Below are 25724 nucleotides of genomic sequence, written 5' to 3'. Positions count from 1 at the left end.
TGGGCGTGCAGGCCCTAGCACGCGCGCGTACGGGCCAACAGGCCGAACCTAATTCGAGGGAACTGGAATACGATGCCGAAGCTGACAGTGGTAAATCGTGAAGGTGAAGAACGGACTGTTGAAACCGCCAGCGGCGTTTCCGTGATGGAAGCGATCCGCGACAACGGGTTCGACGAACTGCTGGCACTGTGCGGCGGCTGCTGCAGCTGTGCGACCTGCCACGTCTTCATCGATCCGGCCTTCGCTGATCGTCTGCCGGAAATGAGCGAAGACGAGAACGACCTGCTCGACAGTTCGGATCACCGCAACGAAAGCTCGCGCCTGTCGTGCCAGTTGCCGCTCACCGACGAACTGGACGGCCTGCGCGTCACCATCGCACCCGAAGATTGAGCCGATATCGTGCTGCCTGCGCAAATCATTGCGGAAGGCAGCATGAAGGCCTAACCCTGCTGCCATGATTGCACCGCCCATTCGCCAGACGACTCTGGATCTGATCGGCAACACGCCGCTTGTTCTGCTCAAAGGGCCCAGCGAGGCCGCCGGGTGCGAGATTTACGGCAAATGCGAATTTGCCAATCCCGGTGCATCGGTAAAGGATCGGGCGGCGCTGTGGATCGTGCGCGATGCCGAACGCCGGGGTGATCTCCGGCCGGGCGGCACGATCGTCGAAGGGACGGCGGGCAACACCGGGATCGGTCTGGCGCTGGTCGCCAATGCGCTGGGTTACAAGACGATCATCGTCATGCCCGAAACCCAATCGCGCGAGAAAATGGACACCTTGCGTGCCTTGCGGGCGGAACTGGTGCTGGTGCCCGCGGCGCCTTATGCCAATCCGGGGCATTTCGTGCACACTTCGCGCCGCCTGGCGGAAGAGACGGAAGGCGCGATCTGGGCCAACCAGTTCGACAACACCGCCAATCGCAAGGCGCATATCGAATCCACCGCGCCCGAACTGTGGGAGCAGATGGAAGGCCGGATCGACGGTTTCACCTGCGCGGCGGGCACCGGCGGGACGATCGCCGGGGTCGGGCTGGGGCTCAAGGCGTTCGACGAGAACATTGTGATCGCGCTGACCGATCCGCACGGGGCGGCGCTCTATAACTATTTCGCCTGCGGCGAACTCAAGGCCGAAGGCAGTTCGGTTGCCGAAGGGATCGGGCAGGGCCGCATCACCGCCAATCTCGAAGGGGCGCCGGTCGACACGCAATTTCGCATTTCGGATGAGGAAGGGCTGGAATGGGTCGGCCGCTTGCTCAAGGACGAAGGGCTGTGCCTCGGGCTGTCTTCCGGGATCAATGTGGCGGGCGCGGTGGCGCTGGGGCGGCAACTGGTGGCGCAAGGCCGCAAGAACCCGCGCGTGGCCACCATCCTGTGCGACACGGGCTTCCGTTATCTGTCTTCGCTTTACAACCGCGAATGGCTGGACGCCAAAGGGCTTCCGGTGTTCGAGTGGCTGAAGGATTGACTGGTAGCGCCCTTGCGGTAGCTTCCGCGCATTATGCCGGACCTCATTTCCCAATCGCAGCCTGAAGGCCGGGGTGAGCCGGAAGCGCTGCCTGTGCCGCTCGGCGGTACGCGGGCGCAGGCGATCTTCCGCTTGCAGATCGGCATTGCCGGGCTGGTCGCGATCCTGATGATGATCGGCCTTGCCAATATCGTGATGGACCGGGCCAAGCAGACCGAGGCGACGACCGTGCCGGAAGCGGCCTCCACTTTGGCGCCAGTCAAGATTCCGCCCGTGCCCGCCAGCGATCCGCTGGCCGATGCCGGGGTGATTCCGTCGTCCAAGGGCGACGACACCTCCGCCAAAACCGACGGGAATGGCCCGCCCAATCCGTAATCTCCTGATCGTTGCGCTTTTGGCCGTGGCCGCCGGTGCGGCCGCCGTGGCATGGCGCGCGCCACACGAAAAGCCGGTGCTTGGCCTGTTCACCACGTTGCCGATCTATTGGGGCGAAACCGCGGATCTCGGCGAGATGCTGGCGGATGAGAGCGGGCCGCATTGGGTGCGCCGTGCGCTGGAGCGGGATTATCGCCTGCGCCCGCTCGATGTGCTGAGTGCCGCCGGGCAGGAACAGGGCCTTGCCGGTGCGCGCGATCTCGTGCTGGCGCAGCCGCGTGCGCTGTCGCCGGCGGAGAACGTGGCGCTGGATGCGTGGGTGCGCGAAGGCGGGCGTGTGCTGCTGTTCGCCGATCCCATGCTGACTGCCCATTCCGCTTTCGCCCTTGGCGACCGGCGGCGACCCCAGGAGGTGATTCTGCTTTCGCCTCTGCTGAACCATTGGGGGCTCGATCTGCAATTCGACGAGACGCTGCCTGAAGGCGAACGGCGGGTCGACGTTCTGGGCACCGCTGTGCCCGTCAATCTGCCCGGGCGTTTCGCCTTGCGGGAAAATGCGGGCGGCGGGGATGCGGCATGCGCGCTGCTGGGCGAAGGTCTTGTGGCGCGCTGCGCCATCGGGCGGGGGACGGCGGTGGTGATCGCCGATGCCGCGCTGCTGGAAAACGCCGGAAACGCGCAGGCCGCGCGTGAGACCGCGTTGTCTGCCTTGCTGAACAGCGCTTTCGGCGGGGGCTGAGCCCAACCGGGGAAATTCCGGGACGATCCGTGCGATCACCATTATCGGGGAAATCACGGGACAATCGCAGGCCTGGATAGGGCGCTGGTCTAGATTCGCGAAAACCCACCCTTTTTCAGGAGAACATAATGTAAACACAGGGTTTTCTGTCCATGATGGCTTTTGCATGAATCCCTTTTAAAACAGGCAATTAATTTGAAATCCCCATATTTCCCGTGTTTTTCCCTTTTTTCCCTTGGAAGTCCGGGTTATGAGAGTGGCATATCGGACATGGTTCCCAGCCGCATTCCGTGTTGCGGAATGATCTGGTCGTGCTGCTGCGCGGCCAGGCGGGGGAGGCCTTGTGCGGTTCAGGGATTGACCCAAGGCGGGGGGAATCGACGACGTGGCGGCTGCGCAGCCATTTGGATACAGTGGTCAAGGCTTCTCGCTGCGTGGCGAGAAGGGCCGCTTTGTCCTGCCGCCTTCCTTCCGCAAAGCCGTCAAGGAATCGAGCGAAGGCCGCGTCCTGTGCCTCGCCAAGCATGAACGCTGGAATTGCCTGACTGGTTTCGGCCTGTCCCGCCGCGCCGAACTCGAAGCCCAGATCGATCGTGAAGAAGAACGCGCGATCCGCCTTAATCGCGATTTCGACCGCGATCTGCGGGCTTCCCAACTCTATGGCTTCATCGAAGTCCCGTTCGACGAAAGCGGCCGCTTCATCATGCCCGATTTCCTTGCAGAACTCGGCCGGCTCGACAGCGGCGTCTATTTTCAGGGGGCGGGCAGTTTCTTCACGCTGTGGAACCCGCACGAACTCTACGCCATGGGCGAAGGATGGGAAGGCGCGCAGGCCGCCTGCAAGATGCTCGAAGCGGACACCGCGGCCAAGGGGAAGAAGGCATGAACGCCCCGCATATCCCCGTCCTGCTCGATGAAGTGATCGCTGCGCTTGCGCCCCGGCCGGGAGATGTGATCGTGGATGCGACATTCGGTGCCGGGGGGTACACTCGGGCGCTGCTCGACGCCGGGGCGACGGTCCATGCGTTCGATCGTGATCCGGATGCGATCGCCGCAGGGCGAAAATGGCCCGAAACAGTGGAAAATCCGCCGCGGCTCATTCTCCATCCGCGTCGTTTCTCCGAAATGGTTGCTTCCCTCGCAGACGCGGGAATCACCCGAGTCGACGGGATTGTGATGGATATCGGTGTTTCTTCAATGCAGCTTGATCAGGCGGAGCGCGGCTTCGCTTTTTCCATGGATGGCCCGCTCGACATGCGGATGAGCCAGGAAGGTGAAAGTGCCGCCGATTTCCTCAACACGGCTTCGGAAGAAGCGATTGCCGACGTTCTGTTTCAACTGGGTGAAGAACGCCAGTCGCGCCGGGTCGCCCGCGCGATCGTTGCCGCGCGTCCGTTGACGACCACCGGCGAACTGGCACGCGTGGTGCGCAAGGCGTTGAATCACCGCCCCGGCGCGCCGAAGGATCCGGCTACTCGCAGCTTCCAGGCCATTCGCATTCATGTGAACGCGGAGCTGGACGAACTGGAAGCGGCGCTCGATGCGGCCGAGCATCTGCTGGGCGAAGGCGGGCGACTGGCCGTGGTCAGCTTCCACAGCCTCGAAGATCGCATCGTGAAGCGCTACCTGCGCGAGGCATCGGGCGGGCAGGCGCGCGGTTCGCGTCACCTCCCGGCCGCCAACGATGGCGCCGCGCCCGTGTTCGCGACAGTGGGCAAGGCCGTTCGTCCTTCGGATGCGGAAACCGCCCGCAATCCCCGCGCGCGCTCTGCCACGTTGCGCGCCGCGATCCGTACTTCCGCCCCTGCCAGAAAGGAGGCCGCGTGATGCTTCCCTCCGCCCGTCTGCGCTCGATCGGCTGGGCTGTCATGCTCGCCGTCTGCGTGACATTGTTCGTCGGCCTGACGTTTCAGGTCAATTCGGTGAAAAGCCAGGTGCGCCTTGCCGAACGCCGGATCGTGTCGCTGGAGCGTGAGAAGCTGCTGCTCGAAACCGAGTTCGAAACCCGCGCAAGCCAGCAGCAACTGGCCAACTGGAATGCGGTGGAATTCGGCTATCGCGCCCCGCGCGCCGATCAGTTCCTGGAGAACGAACGCCAGCTTGCCGCGCTCGGCACGCCGCGCGCCGTCGGTGCCCCGGCGCCGATCCGCGTCGCCACCGCCGATATTCCCGAACAGTCCGATCAGGGTTTCCCGGCGATGGTCTCGCCATTGACCGGCAAGGCCTTCGCCGCCGAAGTCGACGATCAGCCCCGCCGCCACATGGAACACCGCGAAAGCGGCGGCGAAACGCTGTCGGGCCGCTTGACCCGTGGCGCCGCCCGGATCGTCCTCACCGCCCGGGCGGAGGCTGTTGAATGACAGCCCTGAGCGTCAGCACCGCGATTTCATCCGGCCGCGTGGCGCTCGTCAATGTCCGGCAGCGTTCGCTGTTCACCGCGCGTCTGCGCGTTTTGTGGGTGGTGCTGGGCTTCGTGCTCGTCGCTGCCGCCGCCCTGTTGCGGATCGGCTACCTCGGCCTGTTCCAGGATGCCCCGGCCAGCCGCTCGCTGAGCGAAGCGCTGTTGCCGCCACGCGGCGAGATCAGGGATCGCAACGGCGTTCCTCTGGCTCGTGCGTTTCCCGCTTACGCGCTGTGGTACAACCCCGAAGCGCTGAACGACGGTGGGGCACCGCTGGTGAAAACGCCCGCCGAAGTGGCGCGCGCGCTTCATCGCATTTTCCCCGATATGGATGTCCAGCAGCTGACCCGGCGCCTCGCCAGCGGCCGTCCGGGCTATCTGCGCCGGCGCCTGCTGCCCGAAGAGGCCAATCGGGTGCAGGGAATCGGCGAAATCGCGCTGGAAATTCCGCAGGAAACCGAACGCTTCTATCCCCAGGGGGCGATGGCGGCGCACGTGCTGGGCTATGTCAGCGCGGATGGGCACGGCAAAGTCGGTATGGAAGAAGTGCTCGACAAGCAGTTGAGCGATCCCGCCCGCCGCGGCCAGCCCGCCATTCTGTCGATCGACACGCGGGTGCAGGGCGCGCTGGAAGACGAACTGAAAAAAGGCATGCTGGCCACCAACGCGGTGGGCGCGGCGGGCATCATTCTGGATGTCGACACGGGCGAAGTTCTGGCCTTGGCGTCACTGCCGTCTTTCGATCCCAACAAGATCGACGCCACCGGCGCAGGGCACATGTTCAACCGCGTGACCAACCAGGTCTATGAACTCGGCTCGACGTTCAAGCCGCTCAGCATCGCGGCGGCCATGGATGCCGGTGTGGTGAACGATCTGGCCAAGCGGTATCAATCCTCCCAGCCGATCCACATCGGGGGCTTCCGCATCCGCGACAGCCATCCGCTGGGCGCCAGTCTCAACGTGCCCGAAGCGCTGATGCATTCGTCCAATATCGTGACGGCGCAGATCGCCGACCAGCTTGGCGGCAAGCAGCTCAAGCGGACGATGGCGGACCTCGGGATGAACGAGCGCCCCTATATCGAATTGCCCGCGCGCGGCTTCCCGATCTGGCCGAAGGGCGAATGGCCGCGCCTGCGGACGATGACGGTGAGCTATGGCCACGGGATCGCCGTCACCCCGCTGCATCTCGCCTCCGCCTATGCGGCGATGGTCAACGGCGGAATCTGGCGCCCGACGACACTGCATAAGATCGAACCGGGGCATGCACCGCGCGGCCGCCGGGTGTTCAAGGCTTCCACCAGCGCGCGGATGAACCAGATGCTGCGGATGATCGTGTCCGACGGCACCGGCCGCAAGGCCGAGGCGCCGGGCTTCCGCCTGGGCGGCAAGACCGGTTCGGCGGAAAAGCCGGGCGCGGGCGGATACCGCCGCCACTCGCTGATCTCCACGTTCGCAGCCGCCTTCCCGATGGATCGCCCGCGCTATGTCATCGTGGCGATGCTTGACGAACCGCAGGGCACCGCCGCCAGTTCCTATCAGCGTACGGCTGCTTGGAACGCCGCGCCGATCGTGGGCAAAGTCGTACCGCGGGTGGGGCCGCTGCTGGGCATCATGCCCGATGACACGCGCGATATCGATCTCACCGATCTCAAGCCGCTGGTGCACAGGGGCGGCGGCGAATGAAGCTGGGCGAACTGGCGACCGCGTGCGGCTATGGCGTTTCGTGCAACGCCGATGCGGTGGTTACCGGGTTTGCCATCGATCATCGCAAGGTTGCGCCCGGCACGGTTTTCGGCGCTTTTCAGGGGGCTACGGTCAACGGGGAAGATTTCATCCCGGCGGCCATCGCGGCCGGGGCGATTGCCGTTGTTGCCCGGCCCGAAGCCGCGGTGGGCAACGCGGCCCATATCGCCGATGCTGAACCGCGCCGTGCTTTCGCCGCGCTGGCGGCCCCGTTCTTCGCACCGTTTCCGGCCCATGTCGTGGCGGTCACGGGGACGAACGGTAAGACCTCCACCGTGGAGATGACACGCCAGCTCTGGCACATGGCGGGCCATCGCGCGGCTTCCATCGGGACGCTGGGGGTGACCACGCCCGATGGTTCCGTCGCCACCGGGCTGACGACACCGGATATCGTCACGTTTCTTGCCAATCTCAGCGGGCTGTCCCGCGAAGGTGTGACTCATGTGGCCTACGAGGCGTCGAGCCACGGCCTTGCCCAGTTCCGCAACGAAGGCCCGCGCGTATCCGCCGTGGCCTTCACCAATCTAAGCCGCGACCATCTCGATTATCATGGGACGATGGACGCGTATTTCGCCGCCAAGATGCGCCTGTTCGACGAAGTGGTTGTTGAGGGAGGAACCGCTGTCATCGCCCAGGGCATGCCTTCGGAAACGGAGGCGTGCTGGGCCGAACAGGCAAGTGAACATGCGCGAAAAAGAGGGTTGCGCGTGTTCACCGTGGGCGAGCGGGCCTCTGGGATCGGCCTGCTCGCCCGCGAGCCCGGACAACTGGGGCAGCGGCTCGAACTGTCCTATGATGGGCAGCGGATTGTCGTGATGCTGCCGCTGATCGGTGCCTACCAGGTGGCCAATGCGCTGGTGTCCGCCGGGCTTGCGCTGGCGACGGGCGGCGATGCCGGGCGCACTTTCGATGCGCTGGCGCGCTTGCAGCCGGTGCGCGGGCGGCTGGAACGCGCGGCGATCACGGCCAGCGGCGCGCCGGTCTATATCGACTATGCGCACACGCCCGATGCGCTGGAAGCCGCGATTGCCGCACTGCGCCCGCATGCCCGGGGGCGGCTGATTACCGTGTTCGGGGCCGGGGGCGACCGGGATCAGGGCAAACGCGCGCCGATGGGCGCGGCGGCGATGGCCGGTTCGGATGTCGTGATCGTGACGGATGACAATCCGCGCGGCGAAGATCCGGCCGCGATCCGCGCCATGGTGCTGGAAGGGGCGGTCGGCGCCCGCGAAGTGGCCGACCGGCGGGAGGCGATCGCCGCCGCCGTGGCCGAAGCGGGCGAAGGCGATATCGTGCTGGTCGCAGGCAAGGGGCATGAACAGGGGCAGATCGTGGGGCGGGGGGAAAATGCCCGCGTCCTGCCATTCGACGATGTGAAAGTGGCGCGGGAATGCGCGGGCATTCCCCTGGGAGAAAAGTGATGAATGCCCACCCCGCTATGCTGGCCTGGCCTCACACCGAGGACGAGGCGATCCCTCTGGGGCTGTGGGATGCCGCAGCGATCGCGGCGGCGACAGGCGGCACCGCCAGCGAGGACTTCCTCTGTTCCGGCGTTGAAATCGATTCCCGCGATGTGCGCGAAGGCGACCTGTTCTTTGCTCTCAAGGGGGAGACGACCGACGGACATCGCTTCCTCGATGCGGCTTTCGCCAAGGGAGCCATTGCCGCGGTGGTCGATCGCCCGATCCCGCAACCGCATGTCCTGGTTGCCGACACCATGGCGGCGCTCGAAGCGCTGGCCCATGCCGCGCGGGAGCGGACGCGGGCCCGGATTGTCGGCGTGACAGGCTCGGTCGGGAAAACCGGGGTCAAGGAAGCGATTTTCGCCGCGCTCGACCGCTCCAGCCGGGGCGGGGCGCACCGTTCGGTCAAAAGCTACAATAACCATGTCGGCGTTCCGCTCAGTCTGGCCCGGATGCCGATGCATTGCGGGTTCGGCATTTTCGAAATGGGAATGAACCACGCGGGTGAAATCGCCGCGCTGACCCGCCAGGTGCGGCCGCATGTCGCGGTTATCACCACGATCGCCCCGGCGCATATCGAAAACCTTGGCAGCGAGGAAGCGATCGCCGACGCCAAGGCAGAGATTTTTCAGGGGCTGCTGCCGGGCGGTACCGCAGTGATACCGGCGGACACCCCCTATTTCGAGCGGTTGCGCGATGCCGCCGTGGCACTGGGGGCGAACGTCGTTTCCTTCGGCAAGGCGGCTCATGCCGATGTACGCCTGCTGGACAGCGTCCCGGCCAGCAACGGCGGCTCGCTGGTGACCGCCGATATGGGCGACGCGCGAATCTGCTATACCGTTTCGGCCGGGGGCGATCACTGGATCGCCAATTCCCTGGCGGTCATGGCCACCGTGCGGGCGGTGGGCGGCGATCTCGGCGCGGCGGGCCTTTCGCTTGCCGAAATGGCCGGTCTTGCCGGGCGCGGCGCGCGCCATCAGATCGCGCTGGACGATGGCGGCACCGCGTTGCTGATCGATGAGAGCTACAACGCCAATCCGGCCTCGATGCGGGCCACGCTGGCGCAATTGGGGGCGACGCCTGCCCGCAGGCGGATCGCCGTTCTCGGCGCGATGAAGGAACTGGGCGATTTCACTCCGGCATTCCATGCCGCCCTTGTCGAACCACTGGCCGCATCCGGGGCAGAGTTCGCCGTGCTGGTGGGGCCGGAGATGGACGCTCTCGCGCGGGAACTGGGGAAAGCCGCGGGAAACACGCTTGGCAAGCCGATCCGCTTCGCCCATTGCGCCAATACTGACGAGGCCATCGCTGCCCTGTCCGCTTTCGGGCTGGAAGGCGGGGATGCCGTTCTCGTCAAGGGATCCAATTCGGTCGGGCTCGCCGGGCTCGTCGCACATTTCTCCGGCAAGGGGGGCTGATGCTCTATCTGATCGCGCAATGGCTTGAATTTGAAGGGCCGGCCAATCTTGTGCGGTACCAGACCTTTCGCGCGGGCGCCACGCTCATCACGGCCCTGATTATCGGCCTGGTGATCGGCCCGCGCTTCATCAACATGCTGCGAATCCGCCAGGGCAAGGGCCAGCCGATCCGCGAGGATGGACCGAAAACCCATCTGGCGAAGCGCGGCACGCCCACCATGGGCGGGTTGATGATCCTGATTTCGCTGCTGTTGGCCATGGCCCTGTGGATGGATCTCACCAGCCCGTTCGTCTGGGCCTGCATCGCGGTGACAGTCGGCTTCGGGCTGATCGGTTTTCTCGACGATTATGACAAGGTCCGCAAATCGGATCACAAGGGTGTGCCGGGCCGGGTGCGCCTTCTGGCCGAATTCATCGTCGCGGGGATTGCGGCATGGATCATCGTCGGCCAGATCAACACCAATCTCTACGTGCCGTTCATCTCCGGGTTCTCGATCCCGCTGGGGCCGTTCTACTATGTCTTCGCCGCTTTCGTGATTGTGGGCGCGGGCAACGCGGTAAATCTGACGGATGGGCTGGATGGTCTGGCGACCATGCCGGTGGTGATCGCGGCGGGCACATTCGCCCTGATCTGCTATCTCGTCGGGCGGGTCGACTATTCGGCTTATCTCGGCATTCCGCATGTTCCCGGCGCGGGGGAATTGGCGATTTTCTGCGCCGCCGTGATGGGCGCGGGGCTTGCCTTCCTGTGGTTCAACGCGCCGCCCGCAGCCGTGTTCATGGGGGACACCGGCAGTCTGGCGCTGGGCGGGGCGCTGGGCGCGATTGCTGTGGCATCGCACCATGAAATCGTTCTCGCTATTGTCGGCGGCCTGTTCGTGCTGGAAGCTGCTTCAGTCATCATTCAGGTGTTCTTCTTCAAGCGCACGGGCAAACGGGTGTTCCGTATGGCCCCGATCCACCATCATTTCGAACAGCTCGGCTGGGCTGAATCGACCGTGGTGATCCGCTTCTGGATCATTTCGATCGTTCTGGCGCTGGCTGGTCTGGCAACGTTGAAGCTCAGGTGATCACCTCCCCTATCTTTGCAGGCAAACGCTATGCCGTTCTCGGCCTTGCAAGGTCGGGGATGGCGACGGTGGAGGCGTTGCTCGCCAGTGGCGCCCATGTCACCGCATGGGACCGTCAGGAAGAGCCGCGCGCCGTGCTGGAAGGCCGGGCCGAACTGGCGGACCCGCTGATGATCGATCTGGCGGGCTTCGATGGGGTGGTGGTATCGCCCGGCGTGCCGCTCAACACGCATCCGATCGCGGAAAAGGCGGCTGCCGCCGGGGTGCCGGTCATCGGCGATATCGAACTGTTCGCGCTCGCCCGGCCAGCCTTGCCTGCGCACAAGGTCGTCGGGATTACCGGCACCAACGGCAAATCGACGACCACGGCATTGCTGCGCCATATCGTGGAAAGCGCGGGCCGGCCGGTGCTGATGGGCGGCAATATCGGTCTGCCGATCATGGGGCAGGCACCGCTGGCTGATGGCGGCGTCTATGTGCTGGAACTGTCGAGCTATCAGATTGATCTCACGTATTCGCTCGATTGCGATGCCGCCGCGCTGACCAATATCACGCCCGATCACCTCGACCGTTATGCCGGGTTCGATGCCTACGCGGCTTCGAAAGCGCGGCTGTTCGCGATGCAGTCGCCCGGCCACACCGCCGTTTTCGGCTGTGACGACGAACCCACTTGCGCGATCTACGAAGCGGAACGGGCCCGCCGCCCGGCGGGATGTGCACTCAAGGCCGATCTTGCGGCATTGGCCGCGCTGCAGCCCGGATGGTCATCGTTGCAGGGGCCGCACAATCTCCAGAATGCGGCCATTGCCGTGGCTCTGGCCGAAGCCGTGGGAATCGTGCGTGAGCAATGGTCCGCGGCGCTCGCCAGTTTCAACGGGCTCACGCACCGCATGGAACGGATCGCCGAAATCGGCGGCATATTGTTCGTCAACGACAGCAAGGCCACCAATCCGGCATCCACCGCGCCCGCGCTGGCCGCGTATCCGCCCGATCCCGCGCCCAGAGTGCACTGGATACTCGGCGGCTTGCCCAAGAGCGGCGACCTTGGCGAATGCGCGGCGCATTTCGGCAATGTCGCGCGCGCCTATACGATCGGCGAAGCCGGACCTTTGTTCGCTTCGATTCTCGAACCGGTCATGCCGGTGGAGCGTTCGGAAATGCTGTGCGAAGCGGTGCGGCGGGCGTTTGAGATGGCACGACCCGGCGATGTCGTCCTGTTTTCCCCCGCCTGCGCCAGTTTCGACCAGTTTCGCGACTATGAAGCGCGCGGCGATGCTTTCCGCCAGTTTGTCGCAGCCGTCACCGGCGCCGGGCTGGATGAGGATGCTTGCGCAGAGTTCGGGCGACAGGTGCCATGAACCTCGGGAGCCGCCCCTATATTCCGGGGCCGGGCGACCGAGCGATCAAGCCGGTCGGCATGCGCCGCGACAGACGCACCGAGTTGAGAATCTGGTGGCGCGAGATCGATCGCGTGCTGCTGTTGATCGTGCTTCTGTTGATGACGTTCGGTTCGCTGGCGGTGGCGGTGGCATCCCCTGCCAGTGCGCATCGCCTGTCCACCTCTTCGGTCAAGCTGCCCGATCTGTACTTTTTCTGGATGCATCTGCGCTGGCAGTTCCTGGGATTGCTGGCGATGATCGGCGCATCGATGCTGCCGCGCGAAACCGCCCGTCGCGCGGGCATTCTTCTCGGCGGGATCATGCTGTTCCTGCTGTTTCTGGTGCCGCTTGTCGGGTCCGAAGTGAACGGCGCGAAACGCTGGCTCAAGCTCGGTTTGACGATTCAGCCTTCGGAATTTCTCAAGCCTGCTTTCGCGATCGGGCTGGCATGGATTTTGTCGTGGCGGGTGCGCGATCCGAAACTGCCGGTGATCGCGATCAGCGCGGCGCTGATGGGGCTGGTGGCCGCGCTGCTGATGTTGCAGCCGGATTTCGGTTCGACGATCCTGTTCGCCGGTGTGTGGTTCGTGCTCGTGCTGTTGTCGGGCATTCCGGTCAAGCGTGTGGGCTGGCTGATCGGCGCGGGGGTGGCGGCGTTGACCGCAACCTATTTCCTCTATGACAACGCCCGCCATCGTATCGATGCCTTCCTTGGTGGTGGCACGGCCTACGATCAGGTCGATCTCGCCAGCCGGACGCTGCTCGCCGGCGGCTGGACGGGCAGCGGGATGTGGCTGGGCATTCGCAAGATGTCGCTGCCCGAAGCGCATACCGACTATATTTTCTCGGTCATCGGGGAAGAATTCGGCCTCGTGGCTTGCGCGCTGGTGGTTCTGCTCTATCTGGCTTTCACCGTCCGGGTGCTGGTCCGGCTGGTGGACGAGGAGGATCTGTTCGCGATCCTTGCCGCCGCCGGTCTTACCGCGCAAATGGGCGGGCAAGCCTTCATCAATATTCTGGTCAATCTGCAGCTGTTTCCTTCGAAGGGCATGACTTTGCCGCTTATCAGCTATGGTGGTTCCTCGACTGTCGCCCTGTGTCTCACCGTCGGCTTCCTGCTGGCGATCACCCGGCGCAATCCGTTTCTCACCCGGGAAAAATTCGACTGGCGCCACGCGCTGAGCAACGGAGACGGGGCATGAGCGGCGGAGTGACGCGGCATTTCGTGCTGGCGGCCGGGGGCACCGGCGGGCATCTGATCCCGGCGTTCGCTCTGGCGCAGGAGCTGACGGCCCGCGGCCACCACGTGGCTCTCATCACCGATGAACGCGGCGCCGCGATCCCGGGCAAACCCGATACGTTGACGGCTCATGTCCTGCCTGCCGGCCGGATCACCAAAAACCCGCTGACGTGGCTCAAAGGCACGCGGGCGATCATGGAAGGGCGGCGCATGGCGCTGCGCCTGTTTGAAAGCTTCGAGCCCAGCGCCGTGGTCGGCTTCGGGGGCTATCCTGCATTGCCGGCCCTGCTGGCGGCCACGTCCGCGCGCATTCCCAGTGTCATTCATGAACAGAACGCCGTGCTCGGGCGGGTGAACCGGCTGCTCGCCGGGCGGGTGGATGCCGTTGCCACCGCTTATCCCGAAGTGGAACGTCTGGCCGACAAGTACCAGGACAAGGTGCATATCGTCGGCAATCCGGTGCGGGGCGAAGTTCTGGCGCTGCGCGACCGGCCATTCCCGCCCCTGACCGAGGATGGCCTGCTGCGCGTGCTCGTCACCGGTGGCAGCCAGGGCGCGCGGGTCCTGTCCGAAGTGGTGCCCGATGGGCTGGCCATGCTGCCGCCCGCCTTGCGCACACGGCTGCAAGTGACTCAGCAATGCCGCGCGGAAGATCTTGAAGCGGTCCGCGCACGCTATGCCGGGCACGATATCCCGGCTGAACTGGGCACGTATTTCGAGGATATGGCCTCGCGCCTCGCCGATGCGCATCTCTTCATCGGCCGTGCGGGCGCTTCGACCATTGCCGAACTGACGGCGGTGGGCCGGCCGGCGATCCTCGTTCCGCTGCCGATCGCCACCGACGATCATCAGGCCGCCAACACGCGTGAAATGGTGAAAGCGGGCGGTGCGCGCGCGATCCGGCAGGACCGGTTCACCGCGAAGGAACTGGCCAAGCAGATTCAGGTCATGGCCCAGCATCCGCAGGCGCTGGCCAACGCGGCCCATGCGGCGTGGAATTGCGGCCGGCCCAATGCCGTGCGCGATCTGGCGGATCTGGTGGAAAGTTTCGGCGGTGCGCCGCTGATGGATGTGATCCGCGTGCGCGGCGGGGAAGCGGCGGCTTCCGGGCGCGAAGCGCTGGCAAGGGACAAAATGCAATGAAGGGCGTGGCCACCGATATCGGAACGATCCATTTCGTCGGGATCGGCGGGATCGGTATGTCCGGGATCGCCGAGGTGATGCATAACCTCGGCTACAAGGTGCAAGGCTCCGATATCGCGGTGAGCGCCTCGGTCGAACGGCTGCGCGCGCGGGGGATCGTGGTTCACATCGGTCATGAACGCAGCAATGTGGAAGGGGTGGCGGTCGTCGTCACCTCGACAGCGGTGAAGCGCGACAATCCCGAAGTCGCCGCCGCGCTGGAGCAGCGCATTCCCGTTGTCCGGCGTGCGGAAATGCTGGCCGAACTGATGCGGTTGAAAAACACCGTTGCCGTCGCCGGGACGCACGGCAAGACCACGACCACCAGCATGATCGCCACTTTGCTCGACGCGGGCGGCATCGATCCCACCGTCATCAACGGCGGGGTGATCGAAAGCTACGGTTCGAATGCGCGCCTGGGGGCAAGCGACTGGATGGTGGTGGAAGCCGACGAAAGCGACGGCAGTTTCCTGCGGCTGGACGGAACGATTGCGGTGGTGACCAATATCGATCCCGAACATCTCGACCACTATGGTTCGTTCGAAGTGGTCAAGAAGGCCTTTGTCGAATTTATCGAGAACGTGCCGTTCTATGGCGCGGCGATCCTGTGCATCGACCACCCCGAAGTGCAGGCCGTGGTCGGTCGCGTGCGCGACCGGCGTGTGGTGACATACGGTTTCTCGCTGCAGGCGGACGTGCGCGGCGAAAACGTCACTCCTCATGTCGGCGGCAACAGGTTCGACGTGTCGATCCGCGATCGCGACGGGGCGGAGCGGCGGATCGAAGGGATCGAGCTGCCGATGCCGGGGCGGCACAATGTGCAGAACGCGCTGGCGGCTGTGGCTGTCGCGGTGGAAATGGGCTGCCCCGACGAGGTGATCCGCGGCGGTTTCGCCAAATTCGGCGGGGTGCGCCGCCGCTTCACCCGCGTGGGCGAAATAGCGCTCGATACCGGTGTGGCCACCGTGATCGACGATTACGCCCATCATCCGGTGGAAATCCGCGCGGTGTTGTCCGCCGCGCGCGAAGCTGCGGGCAACCGGGTCATCGCGGTGGTGCAGCCGCATCGTTTCACCCGGCTGCGCGATCTGATGCAGGAATTCCAGAACTGCTTCAACGATGCCGATATGGTCTTTGCCGCTCCGGTCTATCCGGCGGGCGAACAGCCGATCGAAGGGGTCGACAGCAGCGCTCTGATCGGAGGGCTCAAGGCACAGGGGCATCGCAGCGCGGCGGGCATCGGCGGACCGGATGCGCTGGCCGATGCGCTGGCCCCGTTGCTGGAACCGGGTGATCTTGTCGTCTGCCTCGGGGCGGGCGACATCACCAAATGGGCGGCGGGTCTCGCCCCCGCGATTGCAGAGCGCCGGGGATGAGCATGCAGCCGAACGATTGGCTGATGGACAGCGGCGCAATGGCCGCACCCCGCATCGCGCCGGATATGGTGCGCGGCAAGCTGACGGCCAACGCGCCGCTGGCGCCGCTTGTCTGGTTCAAGGCGGGCGGGGCGGCCGACTGGCTGTTCGAACCGGCCGATCTGGCCGATCTCACCGAATTTCTCGGCCTTGTGAACGGTACTATGCCGCTGATGGCGCTGGGGCTGGGGTCCAATCTTATCGTGCGCGATGGCGGCGTGCCCGGTATCGTCGTGCGCCTGGGCAAGGCGTTCGCGCAAGTGCACGATCTGGGCGATTGCGTGCTCGAATGCGGGGGTGGGGCGAGCGGTATTCTGGTGGCCTCGACCGCGCGCGACGCGGGTATCGCAGGGCTGGAATTCCTGCGCGGCATCCCGGGCACGGTAGGCGGCTTCGTGCGGATGAACGGCGGCGCTTATGGCCGCGAAGTGGCGGATATCCTGGTCGATTGCGATGTCGTGCTGGCCGATGGCGCGCTGATCACTCTGCCGGCGAAGGATATGCAATACACCTATCGTCATTCGGCACTACCCGAAGGGGCAGTGGTGGTGGCCGCGCGGTTTCGCGGGCAGCCGGGTGAACGCGATGCCATCGCGGCCGAGATGGATCGGATCGCCGCCGCGCGCGAGGAAAGCCAGCCGCTACGCTCCAAGACCGGCGGATCGACGTTCAAGAACCCGCCGGGTGACAAGGCGTGGCGTCTGGTCGATGCGGCGGGGTGCCGCGGGCTTACCGTGGGCGGCGCGCAGGTGAGCGAAAAACACACCAATTTCCTCATCAACACCGGCACTGCGACCAGTACCGATATCGAAGCGCTGGGCGAAGAAGTGCGCCAGCGGGTGAACGCAACCCAGGGCGTGAGCCTGGAATGGGAAATTCAGAGAGTAGGCAGACCGTGACGGCTTCCAGACCCCCTTTGGCCAAACTCCATATCGCCGTGCTGATGGGCGGTTGGTCGAACGAACGGCCAGTCTCGCTGATGAGCGGCGAAGGCGTGGCCGAGGCGTTGGAAGAACGCGGCCATAAGGTGACGCGGATCGATATGGATCATTCGGTTGCCGCGCGGCTGGCCGAAGCGGCGCCCGATGTGGTGTTCAACGCACTGCACGGCGTGCCGGGGGAAGACGGCACAGTGCAGGGCATGCTCGATCTGATGGGCATCCCCTATACCCATTCGGGCCTGGCGACTTCGGTCATCGCGATCGACAAGGAACTGACCAAACAGGCGCTGGTGCCGCATGGCATCCCGATGCCGGGTGGACGCGTGGTTCATCGGGACGAACTGCACGCCGCCGATCCGCTGGCCCGGCCTTATGTGCTGAAGCCGGTCAACGAAGGGTCTTCGGTCGGCGTCGCTATCGTCACGGCGAACAGCAATTACGGCAATCCGATCAGCCGCGACGTGCGCGGCCCATGGCAGGAATTCGAGGAACTGCTGGCCGAACCCTACATCAAGGGGCACGAACTGACCGTGGCGGTGATTGCCGGGCCGGATGGTCCGCGCGCGCTGACGGTGACGGAACTGGTGCCCAAGTCGGGCTTCTACGATTTCGATGCCAAATATACCGACGGCATGACCGAGCATGTCTGCCCGGCGCAGATTCCCGAACACATTGCGGACCTGTGCAAGAGCTACGCGGTGCAGGCGCACAAGGCGCTGGGCTGCGCGGGCACCAGCCGTTCGGACTTCCGCTGGGACGACGAACAAGGCGAACAGGGGCTGTTCCTGCTGGAAGTGAACACGCAGCCGGGGATGACTCCGCTCAGCCTCGTGCCCGAGCAGGCAAAGTATTGCGGAATGGCCTATGGCGAACTGGTCGAAGCGATCATTGCCGATGCTCTGGCCAGAACAGGCGGCAAGGCAGACGGGGCCGATGGGGAACGGTCCGGCAGGAACGGGTAGGGGGAACCGATGGCCCAGACGATCAAGCGTGGTGGCAAGGGCGTACGCCGATCGGCGGCGGCGCGCGGCACCGCGCGTAAGGTCGACAAGGCGAAAGCGCAGACCGGCACCGCTCTGGACGCCGCGATGCGCTGGCTGCCGTTCACCGAGGAACAGCTTCATCGCGTGTTCCTGATCCTGATTTTTGCCGCATTGGCAGGGCTGGTCTGGATCGTGGCCAGTCTGGCGGGCGTGCCCGCGCTGGCGCAGGCGCAGATGGCTGGCGTTGCCGCCAACGCCGGTTTCGAAGTGCGCCGCGTCGAAGTGCGCGGGGTCGAACACATGAACGAACTCAAAGTCTATGAGCGTGTTCTGGGCGAGCGTGACCGGGCCATGCCGCTGGTCGATGTGGCCGCCGTGCGCAGCGATCTGCTGGGCCTGAGCTGGGTCAAGGATGCGCGGGTTTCGCGCCAGTTGCCCGATACGCTGGTGGTCGACATCGTCGAACGCGAACCCCATGCCGTGCTGCGCAAGTCCGACAGGCTGGTGCTGATCGATGGGACCGGCGCCGAACTGGAACCGATTTCGGTCGCGGCGGCCAAGGGGCGGCTGATCGTATCCGGGCCGGGCGCGGCTTATCAGGTGCCCGATCTGACACGCCTGCTGGACGCCGCGCCGGCGCTCAAACCGCAGGTCACCGAAGCCGAATGGATCGGCAACCGGCGCTGGAACCTGACGTTCAAGACCGGGCAGGTGCTGGCTCTGCCGCAGGGGGAAAAGCCTTCGGCCACGGCGCTGATCTCCTTCGCCCGGCTGGATGGCGTCAATCGCCTGCTGGGGGGCAAGGTGGCGATTTTCGATATGCGGGCGCCCGAGCGGATCTACATGCGGATTCCGGGCCGTTCGCAGGAACTGGCGGCGAACGCCAAGGAGCGCAAGTAAGCATGGCCGCGACGCCGCGCATCACCCGCGTTTTCGGCGCGATCAACATCGGCTCGTTCCGGGTTTCGGCGATGATCGCCGGGCTTTCGGAAACCGGCGAAATGATCGTGCTCGGTTCGGGGCACCGTGCCGCGCAGGGGATCAAGCGCGGCTATGTCACCGATATGGCCGCCGCCACTTATGCCGTGCGCGATGCGCTCGAACGGGCGGAACGGATCGCCAACACCAGCGTGTCGAACGTGTGGATCGGCTGTTCCGGCGCGGGGCTTTCCAGCCGTATCGCCGAAGTGGAAATCGATATAGGCGGCCGCCGGATCGAGGAAGACGATATCGAGCGGCTGCTGGCTGCCGGGCGCGAAGCGATCCAGCCCGATGGGCGGATGGTGCTGCACGCGCAGCCTGCCCATTATACGCTGGACGGGGCGCACGGTGTCGCCAATCCCAAAGGGCTCCACGCCGAACGGCTGGGGGTCGATATCCATGTCATGATGGCCGATGGCGCGCCGATCCGGAATATCACCGAAGCGGTGCAGAACGCCCACCTCGAAGTGGAAGGGGTGGTCGGATCGCCGGTTTCCGCCGGTTATGCCTGCCTCAGCCATGAAGAACGCGAACTCGGCGTGGCACTGGTCGAATTCGGCGGCGAAGTAACCAATGTCTCGGTCTATGCGGGCGGAATGCTGCTGGGGATGACCGCGATCCCGCTGGGATCGGGCGATATCACCGATGCGATCGCTTCGGCTTTCGGTATCCGCCGCTTCCAGGCCGAACGGCTCAAATGCGTTTCCGGCTCGGCCATCGCCAGCCCGGCCGATCATCGCGAGATGATTCCCGTCGCCGGACCGGGGGAGGCGGAGGATATCCCGCTGGCCCGCCACGCCGACGACAAGAACCGGATTCCCCGGGCCGAACTGATTTCGGTGATTACCGGGCAGTTGGACCTTCTGATGAAGGAAGTGGGCAAGGCGCTGAAGGATATGGGCTTCGCCGGGCCGCGCGGGCACCAGGTGGTGCTGACCGGCGGCGGTGCGGAACTGGCCGGGATTGCGGATTATGCGCAGAATGCGCTGGGCAAGCCGGTGCGGATCGGCCGGCCACCTGCACTGCGCGGCTTGCCCGAAGCACATTCCGTCCCTGGATTCGCCACTTTGGCGGGCCTCGTCCTTTACGCGGCCGCCGCGCCGGTCGATATCCGTTCGGTGGGCCCAAAACACCAGCCGGCGCGGTCCTATTCGGGTTTCGGACTCGTCGACCGGGTGTTCGGGGCCTTGAAGGAGTACTTCTGATCGGTGGTTTGTGCCGTCTGCACCGCTGTGGCTTGTGGAAAAGGGTAATTACGCTTTGCACGTGCGATTCGCTTTGTGGCACAAGCACGATCAAGTGGATTCATACGTTTTCGTCTCCTTGGAGGGAGCATTATGAGCATTAATATCGGCCCGCCGTCTGTCGATGAACTCCGCCCCCGGATCACCGTGATCGGCGTTGGTGGCGCGGGCGGCAACGCCATCGCCAACATGATCCAGGCGCAGATCGAAGGCGTGGACTTCGTTGTTGCCAACACCGATGCGCAGGCGCTCAACAATTCGATCGCGGAAACGCGCATCCAGTTGGGGCCGGATATCACGCAGGGCCTCGGTGCCGGTTCGCGCCCCGAAGTGGGCCGCGCGGCCGCCGAAGAAACGGTGGAGGAGCTTGAGCGCGCTCTCGAAGGCGTGAACATGTGTTTCATCGCCGCCGGTATGGGCGGCGGCACTGGCACCGGCGCCGCGCCGGTGATCGCGGAAGTCGCGCGCCGCAAGGGCGTGCTGACGGTGGGCGTGGTGACGAAGCCGTTCCTGTTCGAAGGATCGCGCCGGATGCGTTCGGCCGACGCCGGGATCGAGGAATTGCAGAAGCATGTCGATACGCTGATCGTCATTCCGAACCAGAACCTGTTCCTCGTCGCCAAGGCTGAAACGACTTTCAAGGAAGCGTTCGAGCTGGCCGACGAAGTGCTCCAGCAGGGCGTCCGCTCTATCACCGACCTGATGGTGATGCCGGGTCTCATCAATCTCGATTTCGCCGACGTGCGTTCGGTGATGAGCGAGATGGGCAAGGCGATGATGGGCACCGGCGAAGGCGAAGGCGAAAATCGTGCGCTGGAAGCCGCCGAACGCGCCATCGCCAACCCGCTGCTCGACGGTGTGTCGATGACCGGCGCCAAGGGCGTGATCATCTCGATCATCGGCGGCGACGACATGAAGCTGCTCGAAGTCGACGAAGCGGCCAATCACATTCGCGAACTCGTCGATCCGGATGCTAACATTATCTGGGGTTCGGCGTTCAATCCCGATCTGGCGGGCAAGGTCCGCGTGTCGGTGGTCGCGACCGGTATCGATCAGGAAGCTTCGCCCGCACGGGTGGAGTCGCGCCCGCTCAGCCTTGGCGCGGGCCGTGCGCCCAAGCGTCCGGTCATGCCGCTTTCGGCCGATGCCGAACTGGCCTCCGATGCTGCTCCGGCCGCGGCGGAAGCGCAGCCCGCTCCGGCGCCGCAGCCTTCGTTCGAAGCGCCCGCTCCGGTTGCCGCCGCCCCGGAAAATCCCGTGGCCCAGCCTTACGAAGCCCCGCGTGTGGCGGCCTTCGGCAATCACGGGCAACAGCCCCAGCCGCAGGCTGCTCCCGAATCCGATGCGGAGCCGTTCGAACTGACTTTCGCACTGGATGCGGATGAGCCTGCCGGAGCGCCCGCTTCGGCCCCGGCGGCCGATTCGCATGCCAATGGCCTTGGCAATCTGGTGAATGACGGGCTGCTGAACAATGCCGATCGTCTGGCGCAGGGCGATCGGCCGGCCAGCCCGCCAGCAGCAGCGCCGGCTCCGGCGGCGGCCCCTGCCGCTGCGAAGCCCGCACAGGCCGGTGGCAGCACTCTGTTCGAGCGGATGGCCAATCTTTCGCGCAACGCACGGAACGGGGCGGACGATGATGACGATGCCGGTGGTTCGGCGCTCAACATCCCGCGCTTCCTCGGCCGCCAGAACAACCAGTAGCTTTCCCATGTCTGTTCGCGCCCGGTTCATCCGGGCGCGGATAGGCAGGGCCGCAGCCTGAAGGGAGAGTTCGGGCGGAAGCGAAGGTTCGATTGCGCAATTTCGATACATATCTCCGCGCGCGCCTCTGCCGCAGCGCGTCCGCTCTGCTCATTGCAGCGGCAGGCTTTGCTTCTGGGCAACAGGCCGTGGCGCAAGCGGGCCCGATGGTATCCCGTGAAGTTGTCCAGCCCGTGCCGTCATCGCGGGGGACAAGCGCGCTCAATTCGGCTTTGCAGCGGCTGGCCTCCAATTCCCGCGATGCCACGGCGCTGGTCGATGCGGGGTTTGCCGCGCTGGAAATAGGCGATGTCGATGCGGCGGTCGGGTTCTTCAGCCGGGCCGATGCCGTCGATCCGGGCAATGCGCGGGCGCAGGCCGGGTTGGGCGCGGCCTATGTGCGCAGCGAAAACCCTTACGATGCCCTGCTCATGTTCGAAGAGGCGGAGCGGGCGGGGGCGGCGCCAGCCGTTCTCGCAGGCGATCGCGGCCTGGCCTACGATCTGGTGGGCGACACTGGCTCCGCCCAAACATTTTACCGCAAGGCGCTTGCGCTGGGCCCGAATCCGGAAGTCACCCGCCGCCTTGCCGTCAGCCTGGCGATCTCCGGCGACCGGGGCGGGGCAGAGGCGGCCCTGCTGCCGCTGTTGCAGAAGCAGGACCTTGCCGCCTATCGCGCCCGGGCTTTCGTGCTGGCAATCAGCGGCGATGCCAAGGAAGCGCAAAAGATTGCCGATCAGGTGATGCCGCGCGCGATGGCGTCCAAGATCGCCCCCTATCTGCGATATATGCCGCGCCTGACTCCGGCACAGCAGGCAGCGGCCGCCAATTTCGGGCAATTCCCGGCCGTGGCCCAGATCGGCAAGCAGGATCCGCGCGCTGCGAAGTATGCCAGCAACACCACCAGGCGCCCTGCGCAAGTCGCGGCGGTGGTGGCTCCGGCAGCAGCGCCGCAATCCGCGCTGGTTCCGGCGGGCGAACCCTTCGGCCGGAAAGCGGATGCGGAAAAGCCGGCGAAGACCACCCGTGCGAGCAGCCGCGCCCGGCAAGTGGCCGCCGTGTCCCCGGCGCAAGCCGCAAACGGACGGCGCGCGCGGGAATTGCCGCCCGTGTCGGCGCAAGCGGCGGCTGCGCCCCAGCAGGCAGCAGCGGCTTACGCGCCCCCGCCAACGGCCGCCGCGAGGCCGACAGGCGAATTGCCTGCCGTGTCGCAAGGGCAGGCCACCGCGTTTGCTGCGCAAAGCGTGACACAGTCGCAACCGGTTGTGCAGCCTGTCCCCAGCGGCGCGGCGCCAGTGGCAGGCGTGGCCAGTTCACAGGCAACCCAGCCTGTCAGCCGCGTAGCCCCGGACTATCCCGCGCCCAGCCAAGCCGCTGCTGCGGGGGGCGGGCGCGCGGGCGACGCGGCCATCGCCAGTTACGGCAATGCGCCTGATAGCACGGCCTCGCGCACGGCCTATGGCGCGGTGCTGCAACAGCAGGCGGCTCCGACACCCGCGCCGGCCGCGACGGCCCTGTCGGCCCCGGTCCCAGCGGCAACCGCAGCGCCAGCGGCGCAACCCTACGGCCCCACTTTGCAGGAGGGAACGGCCCAGGCGCTTGCCGCCGCGCCGCCATCCGCTGTCGCGGCAAATCCGCCCGCCGCCGGTGGAGCGGAACCGGCGCAAGGGTATGCCGCGCCATCGGCTCCGGCATCGCCCCCCGCGCCCACGCAGCCTGTCGCTCCGTCCGCGCCGGTGAATCTGGCGGATGCCTTTGCCGATTTCGCGCTGCCGACAGCCGTGCAACGCGCGCCGGGAGCGGTGGACATTACCCGGATCACCCCCCGCCGTGACGAAGTGCCTGCCGCGCGGGAAACGGCGGTGGAAGCGAAGCCGCCTGCCACCGCCACACCATCGGCGAGGGAAGCGCCAGCCAGAGGCGCGAAAGACACCAAATCCGCCACCGCAGCCAAAGCCCAGAAGGATGCGAAGAAGGACGCCAAGCCCAAGCCGCCCGCGCAGCCCAGCCGTGTATGGGTCCAGGTGGCGACAGGGCGCGATGTCGGTGCGCTCGGCTTCGACTGGCGGCGGATGACCCGGGCCAATGCGGACCTGTTCAAGGGTCAGAAACCTCACGTGGCGGTGTGGGGCCAGAGCAACCGCCTGCTGACCGGGCCTTTCCCCAATGCCGCGGAAGCGCGCGTTTTCGTCAACAAGCTCAAGAAGGACGGGCTGGATTCTTTCGTCTTCACCAGCAGCGAAGGCGAGGAAGTGAAAGCGTTGCCGGCGCGCTGAGCCGCCATGCTGCGTGGCTTGTGCACAGCTTTTGAACAGGCTTATCGAGTTTTGCCCAGCGCCATGATGCCATTCCATTGCGATTGGCGGCTCTCGCGGCGCATCGATGCAGGGAAGGCGGAAGAACAAGGTGCGGACAATGAGGACAGACGGACGAGCATTCGACCGGGAGGACGAGGACGCGGCGCCCGTTGAAATGCTCGTGCAACTGTTCGAAGCGCGCGGCTGGCCGTGCGATTTCGTCGGCGAAGATGAGATTTCGGGCGAAATACAGGGCAGCTGGGCCAATTATCAGCTGCGTGGGATCTGGCGTTCCGAAGACCGGGTGCTGCAATTGCTGTGCCTGCCGGATGTGCGCGTGCCCCAGACCAAGCGGCGGGAAATGTTCGAACTGCTGGCGCTGGTGAACGAACAGCTCTGGCTCGGCCATTTCGATATCTGGTCGAATGGCGGCGTGCTCCTTTACCGGCATGGCATGATGCTGGGGGACGATGGACTCCTCAGCCTGGGGCAGGCGCAGGCCATCGTCGAAGCGGCGGTCAGCGAATGCGACCGGTTCTACCCCGCGTTCCAGTTCGTCCTGTGGGGAGACAAGAGCCCCGCCGACGCGCTCGACAGCGCGCTGGTCGATCCGGCAGGCGAAGCCTGACCGCAAGCGGGCGGCCTTGCACAGGCAGGGCTTGACTGCGCGGTGCCGCTGGATCAGTCGATGCTGTGATGACTACTTTCCATTCGATCCTCCTCGTCGGTTGCGGCAACATGAGCGGGGCCCTGCTGGCCGGTTGGCTGGCAGGCGGCGTTCCGCCCGGCCGTTTCACTATTGTCGATCCCGTCCTGCCCGCAGCGCCGGAAGGCGTGACTTTGCTGCGCGAACTGCCCGATGCCCGGTTCGACACCATCCTGCTGGGGGTGAAGCCGCAAGTGTTCGGCGAAGTCGCGCAAGGGGTGGAGCCGCTGGCCGGCGCAGGGGTGACGGTCATTTCGATGATGGCCGGGGTCGAACTTGCCAGTCTCGCCGCGCGGTTTCCGCGCGCGGCCGCCCATGTGCGGATGATGCCGAATCTCGCCGCTGCTTTGGGCAAATCTCCGGTGGCGCTGGCCGCCGTGGGGGCTGACGATGCGGCAAAAGCCGCGCTCACCGATTTCATGGCGCCGCTCGGCACGAGTGAGTGGATCGACGAGAGCCTGTTCGATCTGGTGACGGCGCTGGCGGGCTCCGGCCCGGCATTCGTCTATCGCTTCATCGATGCGCTGGCGGCCGGGGCCGAGCGGTTGGGCATGCCATCCGCCGAAGCCGGGCGCCTCGCCATTGCGATGGTGGAAGGGGCATCGGCTCTGGCTGCCAGCTCCGATGTGTCGCCAGGGGAACTCGCCCGGCGGGTGACCAGCCCCGGCGGAACGACGGCGGCCGGTTTGCAGGTGATGGATGCCGAAGGCCTCTTTGCCGATCTGATCGAAGCCACGTTGAAGGCGGCGCGCGATCGCGGGGCGGAAATGGCCGCCGCGGCCCGGGCGGAGCAGGGCGGAAGCCCCGGCAACTGAGGCCTTCAGGGTCAATTGTAACAATTGTAATTTTCGCGGGGGTTCCCTCGGTTTTCCTTGAAAAACGTGGGCGCAAACGCGATATTCTCCGTTGACCGGCCCATCCCTGAGGCTGGCAAAGGAGTTT

General features: G+C 65.5%; 23 protein-coding genes. All 23 read left to right on the top strand.

What is annotated here, in order from left to right; genetic code table 11:
* The first annotated feature begins 72 nt into the window (after positions 1-72).
* Entirely contained in the window at positions 73-390 is a 318-nt protein-coding gene (locus tag K5X80_RS15210; RefSeq protein ID WP_222558552.1) for a 2Fe-2S iron-sulfur cluster-binding family protein, read from the top strand.
* A gap of 64 nt (positions 391-454) precedes the next feature.
* A complete protein-coding gene (locus K5X80_RS15205) occupies positions 455-1465 on the top strand; it encodes a cysteine synthase A (RefSeq protein ID WP_222558551.1) in 1011 nt (336 codons plus the stop codon).
* A gap of 33 nt (positions 1466-1498) precedes the next feature.
* Positions 1499-1840: a hypothetical protein gene (locus K5X80_RS15200; RefSeq protein WP_222558550.1), complete on the top strand. Its 342-nt coding sequence runs from the start codon at positions 1499-1501 to the stop codon at positions 1838-1840.
* Entirely contained in the window at positions 1821-2579 is a 759-nt protein-coding gene (locus K5X80_RS15195; RefSeq protein ID WP_222558549.1) for a Gldg family protein, read from the top strand. The genes K5X80_RS15200 and K5X80_RS15195 overlap by 20 nt, the downstream gene beginning before the upstream one ends.
* Before the next feature lie 385 nt (positions 2580-2964).
* Positions 2965-3465 carry a division/cell wall cluster transcriptional repressor MraZ gene (locus tag K5X80_RS15190; protein ID WP_222558548.1) on the top strand — a complete coding sequence of 167 codons (501 nt, stop codon included), beginning with the start codon at positions 2965-2967 and terminating at the stop codon, positions 3463-3465.
* The gene (gene rsmH, locus K5X80_RS15185) at positions 3462-4406 is read left to right on the top strand and encodes a 16S rRNA (cytosine(1402)-N(4))-methyltransferase RsmH (RefSeq protein ID WP_222558547.1); all 945 of its coding nucleotides are present in this window, start codon (positions 3462-3464) and stop codon (positions 4404-4406) included. The genes K5X80_RS15190 and rsmH overlap by 4 nt, the downstream gene beginning before the upstream one ends.
* A complete protein-coding gene (locus tag K5X80_RS15180) occupies positions 4406-4939 on the top strand; it encodes a hypothetical protein (RefSeq protein WP_283249321.1) in 534 nt (177 codons plus the stop codon). Before rsmH ends, K5X80_RS15180 begins: the two co-directional genes overlap by 1 nt.
* Positions 4936-6663 carry a peptidoglycan D,D-transpeptidase FtsI family protein gene (locus K5X80_RS15175; protein ID WP_222558545.1) on the top strand — a complete coding sequence of 576 codons (1728 nt, stop codon included), beginning with the start codon at positions 4936-4938 and terminating at the stop codon, positions 6661-6663. Before K5X80_RS15180 ends, K5X80_RS15175 begins: the two co-directional genes overlap by 4 nt.
* Entirely contained in the window at positions 6660-8144 is a 1485-nt protein-coding gene (locus K5X80_RS15170) for a UDP-N-acetylmuramoyl-L-alanyl-D-glutamate--2,6-diaminopimelate ligase (protein ID WP_222558544.1), read from the top strand. Before K5X80_RS15175 ends, K5X80_RS15170 begins: the two co-directional genes overlap by 4 nt.
* Entirely contained in the window at positions 8144-9604 is a 1461-nt protein-coding gene (locus K5X80_RS15165; RefSeq protein WP_283249184.1) for a UDP-N-acetylmuramoyl-tripeptide--D-alanyl-D-alanine ligase, read from the top strand. The genes K5X80_RS15170 and K5X80_RS15165 overlap by 1 nt, the downstream gene beginning before the upstream one ends.
* Positions 9604-10674: a phospho-N-acetylmuramoyl-pentapeptide-transferase gene (mraY, locus tag K5X80_RS15160; protein ID WP_222558542.1), complete on the top strand. Its 1071-nt coding sequence runs from the start codon at positions 9604-9606 to the stop codon at positions 10672-10674. Before K5X80_RS15165 ends, mraY begins: the two co-directional genes overlap by 1 nt.
* Positions 10671-12032 (top strand): UDP-N-acetylmuramoyl-L-alanine--D-glutamate ligase, encoded by a 1362-nt coding sequence (gene murD, locus K5X80_RS15155; protein ID WP_261390561.1) that lies wholly within the window; start codon positions 10671-10673, stop codon positions 12030-12032. Before mraY ends, murD begins: the two co-directional genes overlap by 4 nt.
* Entirely contained in the window at positions 12029-13255 is a 1227-nt protein-coding gene (locus K5X80_RS15150) for an FtsW/RodA/SpoVE family cell cycle protein (RefSeq protein ID WP_222558540.1), read from the top strand. The genes murD and K5X80_RS15150 overlap by 4 nt, the downstream gene beginning before the upstream one ends.
* Complete coding sequence (gene murG / locus K5X80_RS15145) at positions 13252-14436, top strand: undecaprenyldiphospho-muramoylpentapeptide beta-N-acetylglucosaminyltransferase (protein ID WP_222558539.1); 1185 nt, start codon at positions 13252-13254, stop codon at positions 14434-14436. Before K5X80_RS15150 ends, murG begins: the two co-directional genes overlap by 4 nt.
* Positions 14433-15851: a UDP-N-acetylmuramate--L-alanine ligase gene (gene murC, locus K5X80_RS15140; RefSeq protein WP_222558538.1), complete on the top strand. Its 1419-nt coding sequence runs from the start codon at positions 14433-14435 to the stop codon at positions 15849-15851. The genes murG and murC overlap by 4 nt, the downstream gene beginning before the upstream one ends.
* Positions 15852-15889: 38 nt before the next feature.
* Positions 15890-16789, top strand: coding sequence for a UDP-N-acetylmuramate dehydrogenase (gene murB / locus K5X80_RS15135; protein WP_502778664.1), 900 nt, complete (start codon positions 15890-15892; stop codon positions 16787-16789).
* A complete protein-coding gene (locus K5X80_RS15130; protein WP_283249183.1) occupies positions 16759-17793 on the top strand; it encodes a D-alanine--D-alanine ligase in 1035 nt (344 codons plus the stop codon). Before murB ends, K5X80_RS15130 begins: the two co-directional genes overlap by 31 nt.
* A 9-nt stretch (positions 17794-17802) precedes the next feature.
* The gene (locus tag K5X80_RS15125) at positions 17803-18714 is read left to right on the top strand and encodes a cell division protein FtsQ/DivIB (RefSeq protein WP_222558536.1); all 912 of its coding nucleotides are present in this window, start codon (positions 17803-17805) and stop codon (positions 18712-18714) included.
* Between the two features lie 2 nt (positions 18715-18716).
* Entirely contained in the window at positions 18717-20000 is a 1284-nt protein-coding gene (gene ftsA / locus K5X80_RS15120; RefSeq protein ID WP_222558535.1) for a cell division protein FtsA, read from the top strand.
* A gap of 132 nt (positions 20001-20132) precedes the next feature.
* Positions 20133-21740 (top strand): cell division protein FtsZ, encoded by a 1608-nt coding sequence (gene ftsZ, locus K5X80_RS15115; RefSeq protein WP_222558534.1) that lies wholly within the window; start codon positions 20133-20135, stop codon positions 21738-21740.
* A 188-nt stretch (positions 21741-21928) separates the two neighbouring features.
* On the top strand, positions 21929-24055 hold the full coding sequence (locus tag K5X80_RS15110) for a tetratricopeptide repeat protein (protein ID WP_222558533.1): 2127 nt from the start codon (positions 21929-21931) through the stop codon (positions 24053-24055).
* Between the two features lie 139 nt (positions 24056-24194).
* Positions 24195-24704 (top strand): type III secretion system chaperone family protein, encoded by a 510-nt coding sequence (locus K5X80_RS15105; RefSeq protein WP_222558532.1) that lies wholly within the window; start codon positions 24195-24197, stop codon positions 24702-24704.
* Between the two features lie 68 nt (positions 24705-24772).
* Complete coding sequence (locus K5X80_RS15100; RefSeq protein ID WP_222558531.1) at positions 24773-25597, top strand: pyrroline-5-carboxylate reductase family protein; 825 nt, start codon at positions 24773-24775, stop codon at positions 25595-25597.
* The last annotated feature ends 127 nt before the right edge of the window (positions 25598-25724 follow it).

Source organism: Caenibius sp. WL (assembly GCF_019803445.1).
Lineage (GTDB): Bacteria > Pseudomonadota > Alphaproteobacteria > Sphingomonadales > Sphingomonadaceae > Caenibius.
The sequence above is the reverse complement of the archived record's forward strand: the minus strand, read 5'-3'. Positions and strand labels throughout refer to the sequence as shown.

Bases quoted from the DNA above. Each gene is read 5' to 3' on its own strand.
- murC (WP_222558538.1), top strand. From the start codon at position 14,433: ATGAAGGGCGTGGCCACCGATATCGGAACGATCCATTTCGTCGGGATC.
- rsmH (WP_222558547.1), top strand. From the start codon at position 3,462: ATGAACGCCCCGCATATCCCCGTCCTGCTCGATGAAGTGATCGCTGCG.
- K5X80_RS15170 (WP_222558544.1), top strand. From the start codon at position 6,660: ATGAAGCTGGGCGAACTGGCGACCGCGTGCGGCTATGGCGTTTCGTGC.
- K5X80_RS15175 (WP_222558545.1), top strand. From the start codon at position 4,936: ATGACAGCCCTGAGCGTCAGCACCGCGATTTCATCCGGCCGCGTGGCG.
- K5X80_RS15105 (WP_222558532.1), top strand. From the start codon at position 24,195: ATGAGGACAGACGGACGAGCATTCGACCGGGAGGACGAGGACGCGGCG.
- K5X80_RS15125 (WP_222558536.1), top strand. From the start codon at position 17,803: ATGGCCCAGACGATCAAGCGTGGTGGCAAGGGCGTACGCCGATCGGCG.
- ftsZ (WP_222558534.1), top strand. From the start codon at position 20,133: ATGAGCATTAATATCGGCCCGCCGTCTGTCGATGAACTCCGCCCCCGG.
- murB (WP_502778664.1), top strand. From the start codon at position 15,890: ATGGCCGCACCCCGCATCGCGCCGGATATGGTGCGCGGCAAGCTGACG.
- mraY (WP_222558542.1), top strand. From the start codon at position 9,604: ATGCTCTATCTGATCGCGCAATGGCTTGAATTTGAAGGGCCGGCCAAT.
- K5X80_RS15195 (WP_222558549.1), top strand. From the start codon at position 1,821: ATGGCCCGCCCAATCCGTAATCTCCTGATCGTTGCGCTTTTGGCCGTG.
- K5X80_RS15180 (WP_283249321.1), top strand. From the start codon at position 4,406: ATGCTTCCCTCCGCCCGTCTGCGCTCGATCGGCTGGGCTGTCATGCTC.
- K5X80_RS15210 (WP_222558552.1), top strand. From the start codon at position 73: ATGCCGAAGCTGACAGTGGTAAATCGTGAAGGTGAAGAACGGACTGTT.
- K5X80_RS15205 (WP_222558551.1), top strand. From the start codon at position 455: ATGATTGCACCGCCCATTCGCCAGACGACTCTGGATCTGATCGGCAAC.
- K5X80_RS15130 (WP_283249183.1), top strand. From the start codon at position 16,759: ATGGGAAATTCAGAGAGTAGGCAGACCGTGACGGCTTCCAGACCCCCT.
- murG (WP_222558539.1), top strand. From the start codon at position 13,252: ATGAGCGGCGGAGTGACGCGGCATTTCGTGCTGGCGGCCGGGGGCACC.
- K5X80_RS15200 (WP_222558550.1), top strand. From the start codon at position 1,499: ATGCCGGACCTCATTTCCCAATCGCAGCCTGAAGGCCGGGGTGAGCCG.
- K5X80_RS15100 (WP_222558531.1), top strand. From the start codon at position 24,773: ATGACTACTTTCCATTCGATCCTCCTCGTCGGTTGCGGCAACATGAGC.
- K5X80_RS15150 (WP_222558540.1), top strand. From the start codon at position 12,029: ATGAACCTCGGGAGCCGCCCCTATATTCCGGGGCCGGGCGACCGAGCG.
- K5X80_RS15165 (WP_283249184.1), top strand. From the start codon at position 8,144: ATGAATGCCCACCCCGCTATGCTGGCCTGGCCTCACACCGAGGACGAG.
- ftsA (WP_222558535.1), top strand. From the start codon at position 18,717: ATGGCCGCGACGCCGCGCATCACCCGCGTTTTCGGCGCGATCAACATC.